Origin of the sequence: Roseovarius pelagicus, from assembly GCF_025639885.1 — a bacterium.
GTDB classification, from domain to species: Bacteria; Pseudomonadota; Alphaproteobacteria; order Rhodobacterales; family Rhodobacteraceae; genus Roseovarius; species Roseovarius pelagicus.
The window spans coordinates 3,043,805-3,066,982 of record NZ_CP106738.1 but is presented as its reverse complement, the minus strand read 5'-3'; the positions used below and the strand labels follow the sequence as shown (position 1 = coordinate 3,066,982).

At 59.7% G+C, this 23,178-nt stretch carries 19 protein-coding genes and 1 pseudogene; 4 read left to right on the top strand and 16 right to left on the bottom strand.

Going from position 1 to position 23,178, the window contains the following annotated elements:
- Positions 1–38: 38 nt before the first annotated feature.
- From atpD to N7U68_RS16145, 5 genes and pseudogenes are all read right to left on the bottom strand, one after another.
- A complete protein-coding gene (gene atpD, locus N7U68_RS16165) occupies positions 39–1,463 on the bottom strand; it encodes a F0F1 ATP synthase subunit beta (protein WP_165193904.1) in 1,425 nt (474 codons plus the stop codon).
- A 17-nt stretch (positions 1,464–1,480) separates the two neighbouring features.
- Positions 1,481–2,356: a F0F1 ATP synthase subunit gamma gene (locus N7U68_RS16160; protein WP_165193906.1), complete on the bottom strand. Its 876-nt coding sequence runs from the start codon at positions 2,354–2,356 to the stop codon at positions 1,481–1,483.
- An 18-nt stretch (positions 2,357–2,374) separates the two neighbouring features.
- Positions 2,375–3,914 (bottom strand): annotated as a pseudogene (gene atpA, locus N7U68_RS16155) (F0F1 ATP synthase subunit alpha).
- Positions 3,915–4,481, bottom strand: coding sequence for a F0F1 ATP synthase subunit delta (locus tag N7U68_RS16150; protein ID WP_165193909.1), 567 nt, complete (start codon positions 4,479–4,481; stop codon positions 3,915–3,917).
- A gap of 474 nt (positions 4,482–4,955) precedes the next feature.
- On the bottom strand, positions 4,956–5,702 hold the full coding sequence (locus tag N7U68_RS16145; protein ID WP_165193911.1) for a class I SAM-dependent methyltransferase: 747 nt from the start codon (positions 5,700–5,702) through the stop codon (positions 4,956–4,958).
- Positions 5,703–5,785: 83 nt separating this feature from the next.
- On the opposite strand from N7U68_RS16145, the gene gloB reads away from it, so the two are divergent.
- The 3 genes from gloB (at position 5,786) to N7U68_RS16130 (ending at position 10,011) form a co-directional block, all read left to right on the top strand.
- Entirely contained in the window at positions 5,786–6,553 is a 768-nt protein-coding gene (gloB, locus tag N7U68_RS16140) for a hydroxyacylglutathione hydrolase (RefSeq protein WP_263047476.1), read from the top strand.
- Positions 6,554–6,712: 159 nt separating this feature from the next.
- The gene (clpA, locus tag N7U68_RS16135) at positions 6,713–9,037 is read left to right on the top strand and encodes an ATP-dependent Clp protease ATP-binding subunit ClpA (RefSeq protein WP_263047475.1); all 2,325 of its coding nucleotides are present in this window, start codon (positions 6,713–6,715) and stop codon (positions 9,035–9,037) included.
- Positions 9,037–10,011, top strand: a complete 975-nt coding sequence (locus N7U68_RS16130) for a M23 family metallopeptidase (RefSeq protein WP_263047474.1) — start codon at positions 9,037–9,039, stop codon at positions 10,009–10,011. Before clpA ends, N7U68_RS16130 begins: the two co-directional genes overlap by 1 nt.
- 9 nt (positions 10,012–10,020) lie before the next feature.
- On the opposite strand, the gene N7U68_RS16125 is transcribed toward N7U68_RS16130, so the two are convergent.
- The 3 genes from N7U68_RS16125 to N7U68_RS16115 all read right to left on the bottom strand — a co-directional run bounded on the left by N7U68_RS16125 (position 10,021) and on the right by N7U68_RS16115 (position 14,215).
- Positions 10,021–12,372, bottom strand: coding sequence for a peptidoglycan -binding protein (locus N7U68_RS16125; RefSeq protein WP_263047473.1), 2,352 nt, complete (start codon positions 12,370–12,372; stop codon positions 10,021–10,023).
- A gap of 2 nt (positions 12,373–12,374) precedes the next feature.
- Positions 12,375–13,592, bottom strand: a complete 1,218-nt coding sequence (locus N7U68_RS16120) for a biopolymer transporter ExbB (protein WP_263047472.1) — start codon at positions 13,590–13,592, stop codon at positions 12,375–12,377.
- 92 nt (positions 13,593–13,684) lie between these two features.
- Positions 13,685–14,215: a gamma-glutamylcyclotransferase gene (locus N7U68_RS16115; protein WP_165193923.1), complete on the bottom strand. Its 531-nt coding sequence runs from the start codon at positions 14,213–14,215 to the stop codon at positions 13,685–13,687.
- A gap of 67 nt (positions 14,216–14,282) precedes the next feature.
- Here N7U68_RS16115 and N7U68_RS16110 point away from each other — a divergent pair, with 67 nt between their 5' ends.
- On the top strand, positions 14,283–15,290 hold the full coding sequence (locus N7U68_RS16110; protein ID WP_263047471.1) for a DUF2125 domain-containing protein: 1,008 nt from the start codon (positions 14,283–14,285) through the stop codon (positions 15,288–15,290).
- 50 nt (positions 15,291–15,340) lie between these two features.
- On the opposite strand, the gene N7U68_RS16105 is transcribed toward N7U68_RS16110, so the two are convergent.
- From N7U68_RS16105 to hisD, 8 genes are all read right to left on the bottom strand, one after another.
- On the bottom strand, positions 15,341–16,297 hold the full coding sequence (locus tag N7U68_RS16105) for an extensin-like domain-containing protein (RefSeq protein WP_263049176.1): 957 nt from the start codon (positions 16,295–16,297) through the stop codon (positions 15,341–15,343).
- Positions 16,297–17,214: a prephenate/arogenate dehydrogenase family protein gene (locus N7U68_RS16100; protein ID WP_263047470.1), complete on the bottom strand. Its 918-nt coding sequence runs from the start codon at positions 17,212–17,214 to the stop codon at positions 16,297–16,299. Before N7U68_RS16100 ends, N7U68_RS16105 begins: the two co-directional genes overlap by 1 nt.
- The gene (gene hisC, locus N7U68_RS16095) at positions 17,211–18,296 is read right to left on the bottom strand and encodes a histidinol-phosphate transaminase (protein WP_263047469.1); all 1,086 of its coding nucleotides are present in this window, start codon (positions 18,294–18,296) and stop codon (positions 17,211–17,213) included. The genes N7U68_RS16100 and hisC overlap by 4 nt, the downstream gene beginning before the upstream one ends.
- A gap of 125 nt (positions 18,297–18,421) precedes the next feature.
- Positions 18,422–19,042: a 30S ribosomal protein S4 gene (gene rpsD, locus N7U68_RS16090; protein ID WP_165193931.1), complete on the bottom strand. Its 621-nt coding sequence runs from the start codon at positions 19,040–19,042 to the stop codon at positions 18,422–18,424.
- A gap of 289 nt (positions 19,043–19,331) precedes the next feature.
- On the bottom strand, positions 19,332–20,396 hold the full coding sequence (locus tag N7U68_RS16085; RefSeq protein WP_263047468.1) for a Hint domain-containing protein: 1,065 nt from the start codon (positions 20,394–20,396) through the stop codon (positions 19,332–19,334).
- 312 nt (positions 20,397–20,708) lie between these two features.
- Positions 20,709–21,191 carry an arsenate-mycothiol transferase ArsC gene (locus N7U68_RS16080; protein WP_263047467.1) on the bottom strand — a complete coding sequence of 161 codons (483 nt, stop codon included), beginning with the start codon at positions 21,189–21,191 and terminating at the stop codon, positions 20,709–20,711.
- Positions 21,192–21,195: 4 nt separating this feature from the next.
- Positions 21,196–21,675, bottom strand: a complete 480-nt coding sequence (locus tag N7U68_RS16075; protein WP_165193937.1) for a UPF0262 family protein — start codon at positions 21,673–21,675, stop codon at positions 21,196–21,198.
- 190 nt (positions 21,676–21,865) lie between these two features.
- On the bottom strand, positions 21,866–23,167 hold the full coding sequence (gene hisD, locus N7U68_RS16070) for a histidinol dehydrogenase (RefSeq protein WP_263047466.1): 1,302 nt from the start codon (positions 23,165–23,167) through the stop codon (positions 21,866–21,868).
- Positions 23,168–23,178: the final 11 nt, after the last annotated feature.

The window sequence follows — 23,178 nt, the reverse complement described above, 5'->3', positions numbered from 1 at the left end:
ATCGTTGCCGTAGGATGGGCTTTCAGCCCACCACTTGCTTATGCGGCGTCGGCTGCCATACGCTCGGCTTTGGCTTTGACTTCGTCAATGCCGCCAACCATGTAAAACGCGCCTTCGGGCAGGTGATCGTATTCACCGGCAACCACGGCTTTGAACGATGCGATGGTTTCTTCCAGAGGAACCTGCACACCATCCGAACCGGTGAACACTTTCGCGACGTCGAAAGGTTGCGACAGGAAGCGTTGAATTTTCCGGGCGCGGGCCACGGTCAATTTGTCCTCTTCGCTCAGTTCGTCCATACCGAGAATGGCGATGATGTCCTGCAAGGATTTGTAACGTTGCAAGATACCCTGAACGTCACGTGCAACCTGATAGTGCTCCTCGCCAACAACGGCGGGGTCCATCAGACGCGACGTTGAATCGAGCGGGTCAACAGCAGGGTAAATACCCAGCTCAGAGATCGCACGCGACAGAACGGTTGTGGCGTCAAGGTGCGCAAACGACGTTGCAGGCGCAGGGTCGGTAAGGTCATCCGCAGGGACGTAAACGGCCTGCACGGACGTGATCGAACCGGCCTTGGTCGAGGTGATGCGCTCCTGCATCGCGCCCATGTCGGTCGCCAGTGTCGGCTGATAACCCACAGCAGACGGGATACGACCCAGAAGCGCCGACACCTCGGAGCCCGCTTGTGTAAAGCGGAAGATGTTGTCAACGAAGAACAGAACGTCGGTCCCGGACTGGTCGCGGAACTGCTCGGCCAATGTCAGGCCAGTCAGAGCAACACGCATCCGCGCTCCCGGAGGCTCGTTCATCTGGCCGTAAACCAGTGCCACCTGCGATTTCTCCAGATCATCGGGGTTGATGACGTTGGATTCGATCATCTCGTGATAGAGGTCGTTCCCTTCACGCGTCCGCTCGCCAACACCGGCAAAAACCGAGAAACCCGAGTGAACCTTGGCGATGTTATTGATCAGTTCCATGATCAGAACCGTCTTGCCCACACCGGCACCGCCGAAGAGGCCAATTTTACCACCCTTGGCATAAGGAGCCAGCAGGTCGACGACCTTGATCCCGGTCACAAGGATGTCCGAGCTGGTTGCCTGTTCGGCAAAGGTCGGCGCGTCCTGGTGGATCGAGCGGGTTTCAGTTGCGGCGACGGGGCCACCTTCGTCCACGGGCTCGCCCACGACGTTCAGGATACGGCCCAGCGTCGCGTTGCCGACGGGCACAGTGATCGGACCATCGGTGTCTGTCACTTCCTGACCGCGAACGAGGCCTTCGGTGGCGTCCATCGCGATGGTACGTACAGTGTTTTCGCCCAAGTGCTGTGCCACTTCGAGAACCAGCTTCTTGCCGTTGTTCTCGGTGTTCAGCGCGTTCAGAATCTCGGGCAGGTGGTCGCCGAACTGAACGTCGACCACGGCGCCGATCACCTGCGTGATTTTGCCTTTTGCGTTTGCCATGTTTCGTCTCCGGTTCTTTAGAGCGCTTCCGCGCCCGAAATAATTTCAATCAGCTCGTTCGTGATCACAGCCTGACGCGAGCGGTTGTACTGAATGGTCAGCTTGTCGATCATCTCGCCTGCGTTGCGGGTCGCGTTGTCCATTGCGGACATACGCGCACCTTGCTCGGACGCGCCATTCTCCAGCAATGCGCTAAAGATTGCGGTCGCGACGCCACGCGGCAGAAGATCAGCAAGGATCGCCTGCTCGTCGGGCTCGTAATCGTAGAACGTGCCACCATCGCTCTCTTCTGGCGCATCGAAATCCGCCGGAATGATCTGTTGCACCGTAGGGTGCTGAGAGACGACGTTCTCGAAGCGTGAGAAGAAGATTTTCGCCACGTCGAACTCGCCGGCATCAAACCGGTCGAGCACTTCGGCTGCCACGATTTGTGCGTCGCCGTAGCTTACGCGTTTCACTTCGCTGAAATCGACGTGATGCACGAAATACTTCCCAAAATCACGCTTCATCGCGTCACGGCCCTTTTTGCCGACCGTGATGATCTTGACTGTCTTGCCTTTGGCCAGCAAATCGCTCGCCTCTTGCTTGGCCAGCTTGGCGATGTTGGCGTTGAAGCCACCGCAAAGACCGCGTTCGGCGGTCATCACGATCAGCAGATAGGTTTCTTGCTTACCCGTACCAGCCAGCAGCTTGGGCGCGCTTTCATTATCGCCAACCGCAGCCGACAGCCGCCCCATAACGGCGTTGAAACGCTCGGTATAGGGACGGGCCATTTCGGCAGCTTCCTGCGCGCGGCGCAGTTTCGCCGCGGCAACCATTTGCATGGCCTTGGTGATCTTGCGGGTCGATTTGACCGACTCGATCCGGCTTTTAAGGTCCTTGAGACTTGGCATGTGCCCTTGTCCTTTCCCTTAAGCGAAATCAGCGGCGTATTCGTCCAGCGCTGCTTTGATCTTTTCCTCGGCGTCCCCTTTGATCTTCGGGTCTTCCTTGGTGATCATGTCCAACAGTGCCGCGTGCTTGCCGCGCAGGTGCTTCAGCAGGCCAGCTTCAAAGCGACCGACCTCATTGACCTTGATCTTGTCCAGATACCCTTTGGTACCGGCATAAATCACGCAAACGATTTCTGCGTTGGTCAGCGGCGAATATTGCGGTTGCTTCATCAGCTCGGTCAGACGCGCACCACGGTTCAGCAACTGCTGGGTTGCGGCGTCCAGATCGGAACCGAACTGAGCAAAGGCGGCCATCTCGCGATACTGCGCCAGCTCCAGCTTAACCGGGCCCGCGACGGATTTCATCGCGTTGGTCTGAGCGGACGAGCCCACACGAGACACCGACAGACCTGTGTTCACAGCCGGGCGGATACCTTGGAAGAACAGATCGGTTTCAAGGAAGATCTGACCGTCAGTGATCGAAATCACATTGGTCGGAATAAACGCCGAAACGTCACCACCTTGGGTTTCGATGATCGGCAGAGCCGTCAGCGAACCGCCGCCATTGTCTTCGTTCAGCTTGGCCGAACGTTCCAGCAGGCGAGAGTGCAGATAGAAAACGTCACCAGGATAGGCTTCACGTCCGGGCGGACGACGCAGCAGCAGCGACATCTGGCGATAGGCGACGGCCTGTTTGGACAGGTCATCATACACGATCAGGGCGTGACGGCCGTTGTCGCGGAAATGCTCTGCCATCGCGGTCGCCGAATAAGGCGCAAGGAACTGCATCGGTGCGGGATCGGACGCGGTGGCCGCGACGATGATGGAGTATTCCATCGCGCCGTTTTCTTCCAGCTTCTTCACCAACTGCGCAACAGTCGACCGCTTTTGGCCAACCGCAACGTAAACGCAGTAGAGTTTCTTCGATCTCGTCGTCGCCAGCGGCGTCATTAATCGATTTCTGGTTCAGCATCGTGTCGAGCGCGATCGCGGTCTTGCCGGTCTGACGGTCGCCAATGATAAGCTCGCGCTGGCCACGGCCAACGGGGATCATGCTGTCCACGGCCTTCAGGCCGGTTGCCATGGGTTCGTGTACCGATTTACGCGGAATGATGCCCGGTGCCTTAACGTCGGCCAAACCGCGCGTCGTGCTTTCAATCGGGCCCTTGCCGTCCAGTGGGTTACCCAGACCATCAACAACACGACCCAGCAGGCCGTCGCCGATTGGCACGTCCACGATCGACTTGGTCCGCTTGACGGTGTCGCCTTCTTTAATGTCACGGTCCGAACCAAAGATCACGACGCCGACGTTGTCAGCTTCGAGGTTCAGGGCCATGCCCATGATCGAGCCGGGAAATTCGACCAGCTCGCCGGCCTGCACATTGTCCAGACCGTGCACACGGGCGATACCGTCACCGACGGACAGAACCCGACCAACTTCGGAAACTTCGGCTTCTTGCCCGAAGTTCTTGATCTGGTCCTTCAGGATTGCAGAAATCTCTGCCGCTTGGATACCCATTTATCCGACCTCTTTCATTGAATTCTGGAGGGAAGAGAGCTTGGATCGGATCGACGTGTCGATCATCTTCGAGCCCACCTTTACGATAAGACCGCCAATGAGGCTTTCATCAACGGTCGCATTGATTTTAACATCCTTGCCGACGCGCGCCTTCAGCGTCTTGGCCAGTTTGTCACTTTGTGTCTTGGTCAGCGCCTTGGCGCTGGTGACGTCGGCGGAAATCTCGCCCTTTTGGTCTGCTATGAGCGCGCGCAATTGCGCGATCAGCTGTGGCAACACGAACAGGCGACGCTTTTCAGCCATTACGCCCAGTCCCTGCGCCAGTGCTGCAGACAGTTTCATCTTCTTTGCGACGGCGGCAATGGCTTTGCCTTGATCATCGCGGCTGATCACCGGGCTGGAAATGACTTCGCGCAGATCGGCGCTGTCATCCATTGCGGCAGCCAGGTCATCGACACCGGCCTCAAGATCAGAGAGTTTCTTGGTCTCCTGAGAGAGCTCAAAAATCGCCGTCGCATAACGCTCGGCAATACCAGAGGAAATCGAAGCTGGTTCGGACACGTCCACCCTTCCGACAGTTAGGCCCCGGTATCCGACGCATGGTTTGCGTCTCCGGGGGCGTTTGCAAGCACCAGAGCACTCATATCACTGTAATCCGGCGTGGGTCTAGCAGAGCCTTCATTCGCGGGCAAGTTGCTATACGGAGAAGTAAGAAGGTTGTTAATCGTTAATTATCAATAACTTAACAAACATGCGACCGTTTGAACCATATTTTCAGACACAAAAACTCATGTTTTTGTCGGCATTTCCCGATTCCTGCATCCACGCGGCGTATTAATCGAGGCGAACTGTTATCGCTACCACACGCATCGCTGCCGATCGCTTCCTTTCTCAATGCACCTCCACCCGGTTCGACGCGCCACAGTGGAGGGGGATTCGAATGCTTGCAGCGACGACTGCCCAAACACATCACAGCAACCAACGTCACAGCACCAGATGCAACTGCCCCTTGAGCAGACCACCCTGAACCAGATGGCCCGGCTATACCGGTTTCACCTCCGGCTTGGCTGCGGGTTTCAGCACTTCCAGCGGCTTGCGCACGGTTGCCTTTAGTCGCCGCCCACTGGGGGCCTGTACCCGCTTGGTGGCCTCCACCATCAATACTCCGCCCGCTGCAATAATAGATAGCGAGCCGCCCATCCGTTCCCACATGCCGGCGGTCTTGCGCCAGAACCGGCGCGCACTGGGCGGCTGATAGAGCGTCGTGATATGTCGCTCGGGAAGAAAATTGTGCCCTTTCAGCTGTGCCTCCAGCTGGGTCTGCGAATAGGGGCGACCAGACCCAAACGGCGTGACGTCACTGCGAGACCACAGGCCCGCACGGTTGGGCACCACAAACATCGCCGATCCGCCCGGCCCCAGCACGCGCCAGCATTCCTCCAGCAGTTCCGATGGCCGGTCACTGGCCTCCAGCGCGTGAATCACCAGCAGCTTGTCCACATGTCCGGTTTCCAGTGGCCAATGCGTTTCGTCGCACAGCACGCTGACATTCGGCATACCCTGAGGCCAGCCGATTACGCCCTGCGGTGCGGGCATCAGCGCGATCACGCGCCGGGCATCTGCCAGATAGGGCCGCAGAAACGGCACGGCAAAGCCAAACCCCACGACCGTCTGACCCTTGGCCTCAGGCCAGAATTCCAACAGTTGCTCGCGCACGGTTTTCTGTGCCGCGCGTCCCAATGCGCTGCGGTAATAGAAATTACGAAGTTCCTGCACGTCGAGATGCATTGCAGACCGGTCCCTGTTCCGTCACTCTGATGTTAACGCGAACCCAATCGCGGTAAAACCGCCAATAGACCCGGATACCTCATATGCCTCTCGAAATTCTGACCATCCCCTGCCTTGCCGACAATTACGCATTCATCGCCCATGATGCGGATAGCGGCGACACGATGGTGGTTGACGTACCCGAAGCCGGCCCGATCAAGACCGCACTGGCGGATCGAGGCTGGACATTGAGCCATGTACTGCTGACCCATCACCATGCCGATCACGTACAGGACCTGCCCGACTTGCTTGCATCACACCCGGCAAAGGTGATCGGCGCAGCCGCAGATGCGCATCGCCTGCCGCCGCTCGATCTGACGGTGAACGATGGCGATACGTTCACTTTCGGCGGGCATGACTGTGAGGTAATGGATGTCTCAGGTCACACCGTTGGTCATATCGCGATGCATATCCCCAACGCGCAGGCGGCTTTTACCGCCGACAGTCTTATGGCGCTGGGATGCGGGCGCGTATTCGAGGGAACGTTTCATCAGATGTGGAACAGCCTGAGCAAACTGGCAGCACTCCCTGCCGACACGACTATTTACTCCGGCCACGAATACACCCACGCCAACGCAAAGTTCGCGCTCAGCATTGACCCCGACAATCCCGCACTTATATCTCGTGCAGCCGCCGTTACCGCTGCCCATGATGCGGGACGGCCGACCGTTCCTTCCAACTTGGCCGAAGAATTGGCCACCAACCCCTTTTTACGCCCCTCAGATCCGGCCATCCGGGCCGGACTTGGGATGCTCGATGCCTCCGACGCGGACGTCTTTGCCGAGATCCGAACCCGCAAGGATCGCTTCTGAAATCTGAGTCAAATTCAGCACGACACAGAAAAATCCAGCAAAAGTGATCGGAAACAGACAGAAAAGCCTTGAAGCTGAGACGGTATCGACCAAACTTTAATGTTATCAGGCCATGGTCGCAGGCAAATCGCCGGGCCGGAAAAAGAAGGAGCACCAGACGTGCCTTCATTCTCGACAACACTAGAACAGTCCATTCACGCGGCACTGGCGTTAGCCAATGCCCGTCAGCACGAGTTCGCCACGCTGGAACATCTTCTGCTGGCTCTGATCGACGAACCCGACGCGGCCCGCGTTATGAAAGCATGCAGCGTCGAGACGGAGGAGTTGCGCACCACACTGGTAGATTTCATCGACGACGATCTGTCGAACCTCGTGACCGACATCGAAGGATCCGAAGCGGTGCCTACCGCCGCCTTCCAGCGCGTCATCCAGCGCGCCGCGATCCACGTCCAGTCGTCGGGTCGCACCGAAGTGACCGGTGCCAACGTGCTGGTTGCCATCTTTGCCGAACGCGAGAGCAACGCCGCCTACTTCCTGCAAGAGCAGGAAATGACCCGCTATGATGCGGTCAACTTTATCGCCCACGGCGTCGCCAAGGACCCCGCATTCGGCGAGGCCCGGTCAGTCTCTGGCGCAGACGAAGAAGAACAGAATGCCAAGATGGACAGCGATGCCGTCGAGGCGGGCGAATCTGCGCTGGCAAAATACTGTGTCGATCTGAATGAGAAATCACGCCAAGGCGATGTGGATCCGCTGATCGGTCGCGATAGCGAAGTCGAGCGGTGCATTCAGGTACTCTGCCGCCGCCGCAAAAATAACCCCCTGCTGGTCGGTGACCCCGGCGTTGGCAAGACCGCCATCGCCGAGGGACTCGCGCGCAAGATCGTCTCGGGCGAAACACCCGAAGTGCTGGCCCGCACAACGATCTTTTCGCTCGATATGGGCGCTTTGTTGGCCGGTACACGCTATCGCGGCGATTTCGAGGAACGGCTCAAGGCCGTCGTGACCGAACTGGAAAGCCATCCTGACGCAGTCCTTTTCATCGACGAAATTCATACCGTGATAGGTGCCGGGGCCACCTCGGGTGGCGCAATGGACGCATCCAACCTGCTGAAACCCGCGCTGCAGGGTGGCAAACTGCGTTGCATGGGGTCCACCACGTTCAAGGAATTCCGCCAGCATTTTGAAAAGGATCGCGCGCTTGCCCGCCGGTTCCAGAAAATCGACGTGGTCGAACCCTCGGTCGAGGATGCGGTAAAAATCCTCAAGGGGCTGAAGCCATATTTCGAAGAACATCACAGCGTCAAATATACCAATGACGCGATCAAATCCGCTGTCGAGCTGAGTTCGCGCTATATCAATGATCGCAAGCTGCCCGACAAGGCAATTGACGTGATCGACGAGGCAGGCGCAGCACAGCATCTGGTCGCGGCCTCGAAACGCCGCAAATCCATTGGCGCCAAGGAGATCGAGGCGGTCGTGGCCAAAATTGCGCGCATACCGCCCAAGAACGTCAGCAAGGACGACGCGCAGGTTCTGCGCGATCTCGAAGCATCGCTAAAGCGCGTTGTGTTCGGACAGAACGCAGCGATTGAAGCGCTATCCTCTGCGATCAAACTATCGCGCGCAGGTTTGCGCGAGCCGGAAAAACCCATTGGTAACTATCTCTTTGCCGGTCCCACGGGCGTTGGCAAGACGGAGGTTGCCAAGCAGTTGGCTGATACGCTCGGGGTCGAATTGTTGCGCTTTGACATGTCCGAATACATGGAAAAACACGCAGTAAGCCGCCTGATCGGCGCGCCTCCGGGCTATGTCGGGTTTGATCAGGGCGGGCTCTTGACCGATGGCGTCGATCAGCATCCTCATTGTGTGCTTTTGCTGGACGAGATTGAAAAGGCGCACCCGGATGTATTCAACATCCTGCTTCAGGTTATGGATCACGGCTCGCTCACCGATCATAATGGGCGCACTGTTGATTTCCGCAACGTGGTGTTGATCATGACATCCAATGCAGGCGCTGCCGAGCAGGCGAAATCGGCCATCGGCTTTGGCCGTGATCGTCGCGAGGGCGAGGATACCGCCGCCATCGAACGCACCTTCACGCCGGAATTCCGCAACCGTCTGGACGCGGTGATTAGCTTTGCACGGCTGGGCAAGGACGTCATCCTGCAAGTGGTCGAAAAATTCGTGCTGCAACTCGAAGCGCAGCTGATGGATCGCAATGTCACGATCGAGCTAACCAAACCCGCCGCAGAATGGCTGGCCGAAAAAGGCTACGATGACAAGATGGGCGCACGCCCGCTGGGCCGCGTGATTCAGGAGCATATCAAGAAGCCGCTGGCCGAAGAATTGCTCTTTGGAAAACTGGCCAAGGGCGGTGTGGTCAAGGTTGGCATCAAGGATGGCAAGATCGACCTCAAGGTAGAGGGCCCGGACCATCCGCGCCTGACCGGCAAGAAACCTCCATTGCTGACAGCCGACTGATGCGTGACGTGGCTTGGGCGGCGCTGGCCGCCGCCCTCATTGCCACACCCGGCCTGACCTCGGAACGCCTCGAACTCGGTCTGCCTGTTGATTGCGAACTGGGCAAAAACTGTCATATCCAGCAATACGTAGATTACGATCCCGGTCCGGGGCAGCATGATTTCATGTGCCGCAACCTCAGTTACGATGGTCACAAGGGTACGGATTTCGGCCTGATATCCTATGTCGATATGCATGCAGGCGTCGACGTGATCGCCACAGCGCCGGGCACGGTGCGCGGTATCCGCGATGATATGCCGGACCGTCTTTATACTGACGATATGGCCGAAGGGCTACAGGGGCGCGCCTGCGGCAACGGCGTCGTTATCGACCACGGCGATGGTTGGGAAACCCAATATTGCCACATGGCCAAAGGATCGGTAACTGTCAGCGCCGGTGATCAGGTCAAACGCGGCACGCCGCTTGGCCAGATCGGCCTGTCCGGGCGCACCCAGTTTCCACATCTGCATCTCAGCGTCCGCAAGGATGGCGCAGTGGTGGATCCCTTTGATCCGGACGGCGCGATCACCTGTGGCACCCCCTCGACCGATACACTCTGGATCGACCCGCCAGCCTATCAGCCCGGTGGCCTGCTTGCTGTTGGTCTGGGCGTTGAAGTCCCCGAGTTTGAGGTTATCCGCGCAGGTCATGCCCATAGCGCGCAACTGCCCGCAACTGCCCCCGCACTGGTCGCGTGGGGTTATGCCTTTGGCGGGGAACAGGCGGACATCGTCCGTATCGACATCATCGGCCCCGAAGGGCCTGTGTTCGATCACGACGCGTTGCTGAAAAAGCCGCAGGCGCAACTGTTTCGTGCCGCGGGTCGCAGGCTGCGCGGCACCGGATGGCCCGTCGGACGTTACAAGGTGGTGGTTGAACTGATCCGAGATGGAAAGGTTATCGACCGTATGCAGGGTCATACGGATATCGAATGATCCGACGTTCTACTTTTCCGTAAACTTCAGCTCGATCCGCCGGTTCTGCGCCCGCGCCTCTTTGGTATCGGCTGTGTTCACCGGCTGATACTGACCGAATCCGTTGGCCGACAGACGATCTGGCGGCAACCCGAGGAAGTCGATCATGTACCGAACCACCGATAGGGCACGGGCTTGGCTAAGCTCCCAGTTATCGGCGAATTCAGCAGAATTTCGAATGGGAACGTCGTCGGTGTGCCCGTCAACACGGATCACCCAATCAATATTTTCGGGAATATCATCGGCCACATTGCGCAGGATTTCAGCCACCTTCGCGATTTCTCCACGCCCGGATTCCGACAGGGTCGCCTGCCCCGGCGGGAACAATACCTCGGACGAAAACACAAAGCGATCACCTTCGATCCGCACACCATCCTGCGCGCCCAGAACATCCCGCAACCTGCCAAAGAATTCGGACCGATATTTTTCCAGATCCTCGCGCTCGGCGGCCAAGCGTTCCTTTTCGGCCTCCAGCAGCGCGTTCTTCTCTTCTTCCGCTTCCCGGCGTCGGCGTTCCTCGGCAGCGACCCGTGCCAGCGCCGCATTCAGATCACGCCCCAGCATCTGCAATTGCACATCATTGGCCGCATCGCGCACCTGTGCATCGTCCAGCAATGCCTGAAGTTCTGATAGCTGTGACCGCAGTGCCGCGACCTGCTGGTTCAGCAACGCCTGCTCGCGTTGCGCCGCCTCGGTCACGGTTTCTTGCTGGGCCAGTTCTGCGCGTGCTTCCGCCAGCAATGCCGCACGCTCTTCGGCAGCACTCAGTTGATTGGCGGCATCGGCCTCGGCTGCCACCTTGGCGGCGAGGGCAGCGGCCAGCTTCTCGCGCACTTCTTCGGCGGTCAGCGTCTGTTCGGATGTGGTGGCCATCAGTGTGGCAAGCCGGGTCTTGACCGATGTCAGTTCTTCCTTGGTCGTTGCCAGCGATAGGCGTAGTGCGTCCAGTTCCGCATCCCGGCCCTCTATTTCCTTAAGCGCCGCCGCCAGACGCTCTTCGAGGTTGGCAACCATCGCGGCCAGTTCGGCCTCTTGCTGACGTGCGGCCCCCTCTAGGTCGGCCATGCTCGCCTCGATCTCGCTCAGCCTCAGGCGCAACTGGTTCACTTCCTCACTTTGCGACTGCGCGTCAGCCAATGCTGTCTCAAGCTGTGTTTGCAAATCCTGTCGCTCTGCGCTCATTGCGGCACTGTTCGCTTCTGCCTGCGCTTCGGCATTCGCCAAGGCAGATTCAACCTCTGCAAGGCGCGTGCGCAACGCTTCGATAGAGGCCTCACGCTCGGAAATTTCCTCTTTAGCTGACTGAAGTGCAGCTTGCAGATCGGCTTTTTCGGCAGCCAGTGTTGCCACTGTATCCGTGCGAGCAGCTTCCAGCTCTGCCAACTTGCGCTGCGCCGCATCCAGCGCCGCCTGCAATTCGTCAATGCGCGACTTGTTATCTTGTCCAGTCAGCAACGCAGCGGCCAGTTGATCATTCAGATCCTCACCCGCGTCTTGGGCCGCCGCCAGCAATGTAAGTGTTTCTTCGGCCTCTCGGCGTTGCTCTTCCAACGCCAATGTCATCGCCGTCAGTTCGGCTTGCGCGCCTTCCAGTTTTTCCCGCAATGCCTGTGCCGCCGCAGCCTGCGCCAAACGCGCGGCCTCTTCGGCACTCAGATCGGCCTGCAAATCTTCAACTTGGGTGTTCAGCGCGGTTTGCGCATCCGCCGCCTGTGCATTCTCGCGCCTCAGTTCAGCAATCATCGCCTCCAGCGCATCGGCCTGCGCTGCGGCCAGACGCGCTGCCTCAGCCTGTGTGTCGATCTCATCGCGCAGCCCGGCCAGCGCCAGCTGCATCGCTTGCTGTTCTGTCAACAGTTCTGTGCGTTCGCTTTCCAGCGTTGCGATCTGCTCGCGATCGACGCGTCTTTCGGCCAACAGCCCTGCAACCTGTTCTTCAAAGCTGGCGATGCGCGCCTCTGCCGCACCTAACGCTGCGGCCTGACTGTCACGCTCCGCACGCAGCGACGCAATCAGCGCGGTTTGTTCTTCTTGCCGTTTGCGCGCATCGCTCAGCGTAGTGGTCAGCGCGCCAACACGTTCAGTCAGGGACGCATTCTTGTCCTGTTCCAACCCCAACGCGCGCGCCAAAGCCGCCACTTCCGCCGACAACGCATCCAGTTTGGTCTCTTGTCCGGTAATCGTTTCGCGCAGGACGAACTGAACCACCATGAAAATGGTCAGGACGAACATCAGCACCAACAGCAGGCCAGTCATTGCATCGACAAAGCCCGGCCAGATCGAGGCCTGAAACCGCTGCCCGGTGCGCCGCGATAGGGCCATGATTAGCCCTCCTGCTCCGGCATTGGGCCACGTCTGCGTCGCGCGGGTGCTGCTGCATCAGGGCGATTGTGACCAAGCGCCCGCACCAATGTGGCCAGATCAGTGCGCAGCTCGGTCATTGTCTCCTGCCGTCCTGCACTGATCTCTTCGAGGATACGCAACATTTGCACGTCGATCGACCGCAGGCGCATTCGACTTTCGGCATCCAGTCCCTCATGGCCGCTTTCGGGTCGCACGGCCAACCGTTCGATCAGACGTTCCTGCCCTTCGGCGACCCGCATCAGAATTTCGTTGGTCTGTCCGACGCTTTCCATGCGGTGGGTGAGCCGCGCCACCGCATCGGCCAATGTACCCAGCTTTTCATCCACGGCAGAGCGTGAGATATCCGACTGCGTCAGCATCATCTGCAGTGATTCCATTTGCTCGCTCATGTGGTCGATCACACCGCCCAGCAGGTTCTGCTCGGCCGAGCCTTCGCCCTCGGCCCCAGCAAACCCAACGCGGGTAATAGTGGACACCCACTCTTCCAACTCGCGGTAGAACCGGTTCTGCGCCTGACTGGCAAAAAGCTCCATTAACCCGACAACCAGCGATCCAGCAAGTCCCAGCAGAGACGACGCAAATGCGACGCCCATGCCACCCAACTGTGATTCAAGCCCAGTCATCAGCCGCTTAAAGACCATAACACCGGCTTCACCTTCTTGCGGGGCTAGGCTGCGAATGGTGTCCACGAGGGCGGGCACCGTCGTGGCCAACCCATAGAACGTTCCTAAAAGTCCCAGAAAAATCAGAAGGTTGACGATATACCGCGTGATCTCTCGCACTTCGTCGATCCGTTGGACCACCGAATCCAAGATCGACTGCGCAGAGCTTTGCGCGATCTGCATCCGCTTGCCACGTTGCCGCAACAGCGTGGCGAGTGGCGCCAACAGCTGCGGCGCCTTGGTCATCTCGTGTCCGGCGTTCTCGGCGGCGAACCCTTCGAGCCAGCGGACCGAGACGATCAACTGAAAAACCTGCCAGAAACAGGACACGACACCAATCAGAAAGACAAAGATGATGAACCCGTTCAGATAGGGGTTCGCCTCGAAAACTGGCAGCACCCGTGGCAGTGCCACGAAAGAGCCAAACCCTGTCAACACCAGCACTCCCAGCATCAGAACGATCTGGCGAACGGGATGTGAAAACTGCTGCTCGACCTTGCGGTCCGGCTGGTCCATCTGGACGCTCCCGACACGTTACTGCTACTGGCGCCTTGCTGCGCGCTCTTCTCGGGGCCAGACTACGCGCTCAGCCCCTTTAAGCCAAGGGGTTATGCCGCAATATCGCGGACCCGCGCCGAGAGCCAGCACAGATCGGCATCGTCGATCCCCAGAGCGGTCAGATGACTGGCCGTGTTATAGAGGTATTCGGTATTTGGCCCGCGCCCGCCGACCGCTCGGGCGATGATTTGTGCCTGCTCCTCCAGTGGCAAACCACCGCAATACTGTACGTGATCCCGATCCACGACATAGGCGACAGCCGTCACCTGCCGCCCATCCGCCAGTTGCACATCCAGCATCCGCTCCAGATAGGCCGACGACACCAACTCGCGTTCGCGCAAATAGGCCAGAACGGCATCCTGCTGATCGCCCGGAACAGACAGAGCAACCCCCTGACAGGCTGCCTCGGGGCCCTCGTCCAGCGCCAGAACCAGACCGGGATTGGCGTCCGTGCCCCGATGATGGATACTGCGCATGCAAAAACTGCGCGTGTATCCCGGCAGCGTTGCGATCACCTGTTCTTCGGTTTCAAAGCCCGGATTCCACACCAGTGATCCATAGCCGAACACCCACATTGTCATTTCGCTGTTCCCTCGCGCATTTCGCCCTATAAACACCATCGCAGCACGCCATAAAAGGGGGCAATCCATGCGGGCATTGCTAGGAATCATCATTCTCGCCAGCCTCGGCTGGGGCGGCTACTGGTTCATCGGGGCGGGGACTGCCAAATCCGGATTCGATGCTTGGTTCGACGCCCGCCGCGCCGAAGGCTGGGTCGCAGAATATGCCGACCTCGACCTGCGGGGCTTTCCCAACCGGTTCGATGCCAGCTTTACCGATGTGGCCTTGGCCGATCCCGGTACCGGCCTCGCGTGGGAAGCGCCCTTTTTCCAACTGCTCGCACTCAGTTACAAACCGAACCACGTGATCGCGGTCTGGCCGAGCGAGCAACTGATCGCAACTCCATTGGAAAAGTATCGCCTGACAAGTGACGACATGCGCGCCAGTTTGGTGCTGGAGCCGTCGACCGGCCTTACGCTGGATCGCGCGACATTGACCGCGCAACACCTGACCGTCGTCCCTGAGGGCAACAATGCGCCGCTCACGGTGGACGGGCTGACACTGGCAGCAGAACGTGTGCCGGCCGATGCGGATGCACATTATCACCTCGGCCTGCGTGCTGATGATCTGGTCCCGTCGGCCACGTGGGCCGCGCGTGTGGATCCGAATGGGACCCTGCCCGACATCTTGACCGTGCTGCATGCCGATCTCACGATCCGCTTCGACAAGCCATGGGATCGCAGCGCCATCGAGGCCGCTCGCCCACAGCCACAGCAAATCCGGCTGCGCCTCGCTGAGGCGACGTGGGGGCAATTATCATTGCAGGCGGCGGGAGAAGTCGCTGTCGATGCGGCAGGGGTTCCCACCGGGGCCGTGACGATAAAGGCCCGGAACTGGCGCGATATTCTGGAACTGGCGCGCCGTTCCGGCGCGGTGCCAGCACAGGTCGCAGACCCGCTGGAGGATGGCTTGACCCTGCTCTCTCGGTTGGCTGGCAACCCCAAGACACTGGATATCCCGCTGGAATTTGCAAAGGGGCGCGTCTGGCTCGGTCCGGTGCCTATCGCCAAGGCACCCGTGCTACGCCTGCGCTGAAAGCGAACCCATCCGCAGATGGTAGGTCGGGCTTCAGCCCGGCCCGCCGGTCATCTGCAATATGATCCACTGCGATACCGTGCCGTATCGAAATGAAAATGATCCAGATGATAGCGGTTCGCCTCTGGTCCCAGAACCGTACCGAAAGCGCCACAAGCAGATTTGTGCATATTACGCAGGGCTTTACCCTTGCCGCCCTTGTTCCAATCCGTCAGCACTGTGATGGTTGAACCGTCGCGCAGCGTAAAGCCCGAAATATCAATCGCCCGACCGCGCCCATGCTCTGAAATCTTTGCCCCGCGTTGGTTGTTGCGGGTCCGACAGGCGTAATGCGCCGCCACACGGATGCGGGCCACTCCACCACCATGGTTACCCACGGCGGGCTTCATGCCGTTGTTGATCCAATGCTTCAGCGCCTTGGCCGTCACGCAATCCATCACCGCCTGCTGGCTTAGTCCGACACCGCTGACTTCGCGCACTTTCACGGCCTTAATCACACCACATCCGTTCAGCTTGCCCGGAACGGATCCGATCTCGACGCCCTGGATCGCCACATCGCCGCAGACCGCCCCGCGCGCCAACTCGTTCTTGCGTGCGATCGCCTTCTTGCCCACCGCGCGCGGGCGCAATAGTGGACGCAAAGACCGGAACAGGCCGCGCCGCTCGGTGCTCTGCTGTGGTTGGGCGACGACTATCACCTGCTCTTGGTCGCGCTGCGGTTTTCGGGCCTCCAGATGCCCACGTTCGTCACGGCGCGTAACCGCAGATTGCGCAGGACGCGACTTTGGCCGCTTGGCCACGGTTTGTGCGCCCGTTTCCGGCCGCGTCTCCGGACGTGTTGCACTGGCCGTGGATTGTGGCACCGGTGGTGCCGTCTCGGCCCGCTCTACCTGACCAGAGCCGGGGCGCGCGACAGGGCGCAACGACGTATCAGGTGCCTTGGCCAGCGCCAGCCCGGCCACAAGCACAAGACCAGCGATGGTGCCCGTCGTGACAAAACCGCGCATCATACCCGCTTACCCCGTCCGAAATCGGGGGCATCCGTGTCCTGCCTCGCCTCGATGATGCCACGCCGGATCGCACGGGTGCGGGTGAAATAATCATGCAGATGCTCCCCGTCGCCGGTGCGAATTGCCCTTTGCAACGCAAACAGCTCTTCGGTGAACCGCCCCAGAATCTCCAGCGTCGCGTCCTTGTTGTTCAAAAACACGTCGCGCCACATGGTCGGGTCGCTGGCGGCAATCCGGGTAAAATCGCGAAACCCGGCAGCGGAATATTTGATCACCTCACTGCCGGTGACACGGCCCAGATCATCGGCCACACCCACCATTGTATAGGCAATCAGGTGAGGCGCATGGCTGGTGACCGCCAGAACCAGATCATGGTGATCCGCATCCATCCGATCAGTGTTTGAGCCCATCTCACGCCAGAGCGTTTCCACCCGTTCGACTGCGTCCTCATCCGCCCCATCGACCGGAACGATCAGACACCAACGCTCGTCGAACAGTTCGGCAAACCCCGAGCGCGGTCCCGAATGTTCGGTGCCCGCCAGTGGGTGCGCTGGAATGAAATGCACGCCTTCGGGGATATGCGGTGCAACGGCCTCGATCACCGCGCGCTTCACAGACCCTACATCGCTGACTGTCGCACCGGACTTCAAGGCTGGCCCAATCTCTGCCGCAACTGCGTTCATCGCGCCCACCGGCACGCACAAGACCACCAGATCCGCCCCCCTGACCGCATCGGCTGCTGTATCCTCGATACGGTCGCACAATCCGATTTCGCGCGCCACTTCCCGCGTCTCGGCGGAACGGGCATAGCCAACGATTTCGCCAGCCAGTCCGGCACGCTTCATCGCCAGCGACATCGAGCCCGCGATCAGGCCCAGCCCGATCAGGGCCACGCGATCATACAACACGCTCATCGGGCAACCTTCATAAACTGGCCCACAGCATGGGCAATGCGGCGACAGCTGGCTTCGTCGCCTACGGTGATGCGCAGACAATTGGGCAGATTGTAACCCGCCACGCGCCGCACGATCAGCCCATCCGCCTTCAGATGCTCGTCGCACGCCTCGGCCTCTGCTTGACTGGCAAAGCGAGCAAGGATGAAATTCGCGGTCGACGTATCTGACGGAACCCCATGTTCGGCTAACGCCTCGGCCAGCCAGGCTCGCATCCGGGTGTTATCCGCGCGGCATTTTTCGGTCCAAGCCGTATCGCGCACAGCGGCCTTTGCGGCGGCCAACCCTGCCTGACTCAGGTTGAATGGGCCTCGCACGCGGTTCAGCACGTCGATCACATGCCGAGGGCCATAGCCCCAGCCGATACGCAACCCACCCAACCCATAGAGCTTGGAAAAGGTGCGCGTCATGAACACGTTCTCGCGCGCATCGACCAATGCCGTCCCACCATCATAGCCCTCGACATATTCGGCGTAGGCGCCGTCGATCACCAGCAGGACATGCGCAGGCAGGTTGTCCGCAAGACGCGCTAATTCTGATGCACCAACCATTGTGCCGGTAGGATTGTTCGGATTCGCGATAAAAACCAACCGTGTCCGCGCCGTACATGCCGCCAAAATCGCGTCCACATCCGTAACACGCTCGCGTTCGGGCACCTCGACCGGGGTCGCGCCATTGGCCATCGCGCTGATGCGGTACATCGCGAACCCATGTTCGGTGTGGATCACCTCATCCCCCGGTCCGGCATAGGCCTGACAGAGAAAGGCAATGATTTCGTCACTACCCGCGCCACAGATGACACGGTCACTATCCAGCGCATGCACCTCGCCAATCGCGTGACGCAGCGCGCCGTGGTCCGAAGACGGATAACGGTGCAGGTCATAGGCCGCCTTGCGAAACGCCTCCTTGGCGGCGTCGCTTGGGCCATAGGGATTCTCGTTCGAGCTGAGCTTCACAACATTCTGGATGCCCTCGATATGGGCGGCACCGCCCTCGTAGAGCGCGATATCCAGAATACCCGGCTGCGGTGTTATCTTCGTCATTCGGCAATCTCCCTGCCCGAGGTTCTTAACTTCGGGCCCCACGCTTGACCAGAACCAAGCAAAAGGGCCGGGGCGGTTTCCCGCCTCGGCCCTGAAATACATTCTTGGCAGAAAAAGCGGTTGGCTTAGTTCTGCGCGTAGAATTCGATGACGAGGTTCGGTTCCATCATCACCGGGTACGGCACATCGCCCAGCCCCGGAGTGCGCACAAACGTGGCTTTCATCTTGGAATGATCCGCATCGATGTAATCGGGAACATCGCGCTCGGCCAATTGCACGGCCTCCAGCAGAACCGCCATTTGCTTGGAACGGTCACGCACTTCGATCACATCACCCTCTTTTACGCGGTAGGAGGGGATGTTGACGCGGGTGCCGTTGACGCGGACATGACCGTGGTTCACGAATTGACGCGCGGCAAAGATGGTCGCAACGAACTTGGCGCGGTAAACAACAGCATCCAGACGGCGCTCCAGCAGGCCGATCAGGTTTTCGCCTGTGTCACCGGTCACACGCGCCGCTTCGGCGTAAATGCGCTTGAATTGCTTTTCGGTCAGATCGCCGTAGTAGCCCTTGAGCTTCTGCTTGGCGCGCAATTGGATACCGAAATCGGAAATCTTGGCTTTGCGACGCTGGCCGTGCTGACCGGGGCCATATTCGCGGCGATTGACCGGAGATTTGGGGCGGCCCCAGATGTTTTCGCCCATGCGGCGATCGAGCTTGTACTTGGCAGACGTGCGTTTGGTCACGGCTGGATTCCTTCGTTATGGGCCGCGCGTCCACCCGTCGGGGCATCTTTGCGGCGATGAAGGGCGTTGTCCTTTGGATTGCTCCCGACAGGCCTCCCCTTGCGGGGGCCACCAACACCAATGAAGCCGCGCTTATACGCGCCCGCGCTACAGAGTCAACAGCCCTGTGAACAACCCGTGCGTAAAAGAGATTCGTGCCTTAGCCGAGGATATTTTCAGCCAGAAGACGCGACAGGTCCTTCTGGCTGAAAGACGACGGAGAACTCCGATTTAAAATCGCGCAATCACGTCAGGCCGCCTCATGCGCCAGAATGGCCGCTTCTGGGCCGCTCAAGCTGCGGCGCGCAAAGTTACCATAAGTGTGCGGTTCAAACTCCAACGCAGGGAACCGTGCCAAGAGGCGCAGTCGGTCCGCTTGATCAAGCGTCGACAGCGCCGCACTCGCGGGATGAAAGCTCTCAGTTTCCACCCCATTGGCCCAGAGAATCTGATGCCGCGGCAACAGGAGATGAATGTAGGTCACTTCGCGAACTGACAAATCGACGCTGATCGTGCCGTTGTTGATCAGGTCTTTGGCCGACACCAGAACTTCGGACGTGTTGAACAGCGCCCGCGCCACATCGCCTTGTACCAGCATCCGATGCTCGGGAGATACCGACAGCTCTTCGTCCGGTCGCTCTACACCCAACGCGCCACTGCGGATGCGGATCGGACGCAATCCCGGCATCGCAAAGAGCCGCGCGCCGGTCATCCGACGGCTGCCGATCCACTGAATTTCCTCGGCACCGCAATCCTTGGTCTGGACCCGGTCACCTTCGCGCAGTTCCTCGACCAGTCGTGGCCCCTCTGGCGTTTCAATCCGCGTCCCCGGCGTAAAACAGATCACACCGCCCGCCGCCGTCCCGGTCGAGACGGCCTGCGGCCCCTCCAGCGTATGATGGACCACCCACATCTCGGTATCCCTCGGGGGGAACTCGTCGATGAACATCAGCAAGGGTGGCGCACCACCGCCCACCTCGATCACTGTGACCGTATAGCTTTGTGCGCCATCCGTGACGACAAAGCTTCGATCCATCAGTGGTTCGTCCACTGCGATCTGATCGATGTTTCTGCTATTGCTCAGAGCCGCCCCAACCAGCCGCCTGACCATACGTGCCGCACCCTTGCGGCTGATTTTATCACCGTCTGCCTGCTCCAGTCGCAGCAATTCGGGTGGCCCATCCACGCGTACAGCATCACCGCGCCAGGACCATGTGGCCCCAACCGAGATCGACTGCACTGCGTCGGTTTTAAAACCGTCCACTTCCGTCTGCGACCAGGAGATGACAAACGTGCCTCGAAAGCCCGTTTTCATGCCTGTTTTGCCTGCCCATTATTCTTTTTATTGGGGACAGGTTAGCAAAAACGAATCACGCTGGGAAGCCTCTCTGAGACTGCTGTGTTCAAAAACACACATGTCATTGAACGCTTTTGCCAGCCGCCTCTCCCCGTCGGCTTCAAGGCCCTGACCAGCAACGGCACAAACAGTCGAAGGCAATCTCTATCTGCCGTACCTTTTGGCCATGAATATCCATGCGGAACCGCCCGGCACGAAAAACGAAAATTTTTGAACGCCAGGATCTTTTCTTGACACCAATCAACTCACCAGCGCGCCGCAGGCGCTCATTCAGGTCAAACCGGGATCTGATCCCGCTGCTCCTCTCGGCGGTCCCCACCGCTCGATCATATGGGCGCGGATCTGGTCCCGGCTCTGACGGTAGGCACTCAATTTGGCCTCGCGCGTCTCGCCAAGTCCGGTGGGGTCCATGATCGGCCAGTAAACCACTTCCAGATGGAATACCCGTGTCAGTTCCAGCGCCCGCCGCTGGCTCGCGGGGCTCAGCGCCACAACCACGTCAAAAGAACTGAGGTCGTCGCCCCATTGCTCCATTTCGTCAAAGCTGCGGACCCGGTGGCGCGACAGCTCGATCCCAATTTCCTCGCAGACCGCGATAGAGAACCCGTCGATGTCCTGCTCGCTGCGCACCCCTGCTGATTGAACATAGGTATCGGTGCCATAAAGCTGCTTCATCAACCCTTCGGCCATGGGCGAGCGAACCGCGTTGTAATCGCAGCAGAACAGAACCGATTGAGGAAGCTCTGGCGCCATGTCCTCAAACGCCGAAATGCAGCACGCAGATCAGGGTAAACAGGCGCCGTGCAGTGTCGTTGTCAATCATTGCCTTGCCTTCCAGACGTTCTTCCAGAATGCGTGCGCCCTCGTTGTGGATGCCGCGGCGCGCCATATCAATCGTCTCGATCTGGCTGGGCGGCATGTTCTTTACTGCGTCGAAATAGCTTTCGCAAATCGCCCAATAGTCCTTGACCACCTGCCGGAACGGGCTGAGCGAGAGGTGGAACTCAGCCGCCGGGCCATCGTTCTCCGTCGCCACGGCAAACACCAGACGCTTCTCACGTATCGACAGGCCGACGCGATATGGACCATCCGGCACCTGCCGGTCATCCCGCTTCGGCAGATCAAAGGTGTTCTCTTCCATCAGATCAAACATCGCCACCTTGCGCTCTTGCTCGATTTCGGGCGTTGGCGGGGGCAGGTTCGCATCATCGAGCGCGATATGGCTGATACGGCTCATGGCCTTATGGACCTTTCTTGCAGATATTTCGATCACGGCGACGGTCCATCGCCGCACGCGGGCTATCAGTCGGGACTTTATGGGGCCAAGTCAACGGCCAAGATAGCGCACAAGCCTTTGTCGTCTGCGCCTGTCACAATTCCGCGCCAGTCAACCAAGTGCCGCGAACGCAACGGCGCCAGACAGCCTTTTACCCGTTCAGCTTATCCAGCCGTGCCCGCACACTCAGCCCATGCGCCTCTAGGCTCTCTGAAATCGCCAATGCCTCTGCGGCTGGACCAATCGCGCGTAATGCCGCGGGTGTCATGTGCGCCAGCGTCGTGCGCTTGAGGAAATCCATCACACTCAGGCCGGACGAAAACCGCGCCGATCGCGCCGTGGGCAGGACATGGTTCGGCCCACCGACATAATCGCCAATCGCCTCAGGCGTCCATTGGCCTAGAAAAATCGCGCCGGCATGGGTGATCTGCGCGCTAAGGCCTTCAGGGTCCGCGACGCAAAGCTCCAGATGCTCGGGCGCGATGCGGTCCGACAGTGCTGCCGCGATCGCCAGGTCTGGCACCGTGATCACCGCGCCAAAATCGCGCCAGCTGGCCGCTGCGATCGCGCGCCGTTCCAGCGTCTCCAGCCGTGCCTCGATGGCCTGCGCCACCGCGCGCCCAAACGCGGCGTCATCCGTGATCAGGATCGCCTGCGCGCTGTCGTCATGCTCGGCCTGGCTCAGCATATCCAGCGCGATCCAATCGGGATCATTCTGCGCATCCGCGATCACCAATATCTCTGACGGACCCGCGATCATGTCTATACCGACCTTGCCAAAGACCCGTCGCTTGGCGGCTGCCACATAGGCGTTGCCCGGCCCGGTAATCTTGTCCACCGGCGCGATGCTCGCTGTGCCGTAGGCCAGTGCCGCAACCGCCTGCGCCCCACCGATGCGGTAAATCTCATCCACGCCCGCGATCCGAGCCGCCGCCAGAACGGCCGGGTTCAGCGCACCGTCCGGTGTCGGGACCACCATCGCAAGACGCCCGACCCCCGCCACTTTGGCCGGAATTGCATTCATCAATACCGACGAGGGATATGTCGCCAATCCACCGGGGACATATAGCCCCGCTGCGCTGACCGGTGTCCACCGCCAGCCCAGCGTCGCACCGGTATCGTCGGTCCAATTGTCATCTTCGGGCAGCTGTCGTGCGTGGTAGGCGCGGATACGGGCAGCAGCCAGTTCCAGCGCCTCGCGCACCTCGGCGGGCACTTTATCCGCGGCTTGCGCCACCTCTTCGGCGCTCAGCCGGATCGTGTCCGGCGTCAGCGACACGCGGTCAAATTTCTCGGTCAACTCGATCAGCGCCGCATCGCCACGGGCCCGCACATCCGCTATAATCCCGGCAACAACAGCATCGACATCCGGGCTGTCCTCCCGCTTGGCAGATAAGAGTGCAGAAAACGCAGCTTCGAAATCCGGCGCGCTGTAATCTAGAAACTTGGGCATTCTCAGTCCTT